Origin of the sequence: Chitinophaga sp. (assembly GCF_035564935.1) — a bacterium.
Classification (GTDB): Bacteria; Bacteroidota; Bacteroidia; order Chitinophagales; family Chitinophagaceae; genus Chitinophaga.
The window spans coordinates 1-1,760 of sequence record NZ_DATMTE010000173.1; the positions used below are offsets into that span (position 1 = coordinate 1).

General features: G+C 45.2%; 2 protein-coding genes. Both read right to left on the reverse strand.

Annotated elements, in window-relative coordinates; translation table 11 throughout:
- Positions 1-620: 620 nt before the first annotated feature.
- A complete protein-coding gene (locus VN105_RS04605) occupies positions 621-1,034 on the reverse strand; it encodes an ester cyclase (protein WP_325638389.1) in 414 nt (137 codons plus the stop codon).
- Positions 1,035-1,105: 71 nt separating this feature from the next.
- Complete coding sequence (locus VN105_RS04610) at positions 1,106-1,684, reverse strand: Crp/Fnr family transcriptional regulator (RefSeq protein WP_325638391.1); 579 nt, start codon at positions 1,682-1,684, stop codon at positions 1,106-1,108.
- Positions 1,685-1,760 lie beyond the last annotated feature (76 nt).

A 1,760-nucleotide genomic window follows, 5' to 3' on the forward strand; every position in this document is an offset into this window, starting at 1 on the left:
GGGGCGATACGGGGCGATAGGTGTTTATTTTACATTTATTATATTGTAATTTTGATTATCAAAGTATAATTAAAAGATAAAAAAGTATTAAGTAGATGGTTGAATAAAAGGCATATTTGTAGTGTAGATCTTTAAGGGATATACCCACAGAAATTACAAATGCTGTTTTATATTATTTCCGGGTGTTGGGCCGGAGTAGTGCTGTATGGGGAGATGGATACCGGAAGGACTTGTTGTTGGAATCAACGATCCGGATGCGCGGATAGTTGATTTTACGGCGGGCCGGAAGGGGTACATCGCCTCTGGCATCAACACCTGGATTTTTGTATATCTCTTTTAACAGGGATGGACCGGTTGCATTTTCATTTATTCCATTTTACGTTTTATTACTCAGCTTGCCAATGAGGTCGCCTTCCGGTGCCGGAAGGCAACTAATAGTTCCTGCCTATAACAGGTACGGGTATACGGATTTACCAGGGCGGATTTTGTCTGACTCCGATTACGCTGATTTTTTCTTTTGTACCGGATTGTTGCGGGCAATCAGTTTGTTACCATGGGTGTGGCGCCTGCAGCCGGCACAGCGGGCTTGGCCGGTTACCTACCGCTGTGCCGGGGGATAGTTATTGTTTGCCGGCGGTTAATTTCTTTTCCAGTGTGTTTCCATCTATTAATGCCCGGTGTTCAATGATGAGGTTATCCTGCAATCGAAAGCAACGATAGCCGGGAATGCTGACCGTTAAGCCGGTGGGGGCTATTCCCCGCCATAGCCCTGTGTGTTTCATATGCATAGTTACCCTGATTATACATTTACCGGGTTCGGCCACCTGTTCATTGATGATGGTTTCCGGCCGGAAGGATCCATGCGTTAATGCAATCCATTGCTTAAGCCCGGTGCTATCGGGTGGCACACCTGGTGGAAGCGAATGGTCCACGTAGCCGGGATGAAGGAATTGCTCCAGGCAGCTGGTATCTCCGAGGTTCCAGACGGTAGCAATGTAATGTGTAATGAAATCTTTTTGTTCCTGTATAGTCATAACCGTTAGTTTTACCTTGCAAAGGTAGAAGCCCTGTAGTAAAGGGATTGTGTCAAACGTCACATAATATGTCAGGACATGCGGCGGCGGATACGGCTGAGGGTTTCCCGGGAAATACCGAGGTAGGAGCTGAGTTGTGTAAGAGATACACGTTGCAGAAGATCCGGTTGAGTGCTTAGAATAGAAAGGTATCTTTCTTCCGGGTTGTTTCTTTTGAGCCAATGGGTATGTTTTTCCTGTTCAATGAACAGGTGTTCCAGCCACTGGCGGCCGAAGGCGGCTATTTCGGGAGATTGTTCATAGAGCAGGAACAGGTCGTCTTTATGCCATTTCCATAAGCTGCCTGCGGCTGTTGTTTGAATGTTATAATCGGCCGGAACGTTATTCCGTAAGCTGTTCAGATTAGTAAGGAAAGTGTTTTCAAAGTAGAAACCGGTATTGATCTCCTTTTCATGATGATAATGAAATGCTCTGCAGGCGCCGCTTTCAATGAACCATATGTATTGGCAGTGTTGCCCCTCCCGTAACAGGTAGTCACCTTTTTTTACCTTTTGGGAAGTTGCTTTCCCTGCAAATAAATCCCTTGCCTCATGGCTTAGGGAAGCAATATGCAACAGGCTTTGGAGGAAATGTACCGGGCTTGGTTTCATAACCGGAAGATCATTTATTTTTTTAAAAATACTCACATGTAGGTATTTGTTTCCCTTTAGCTTTAACATATCTTTG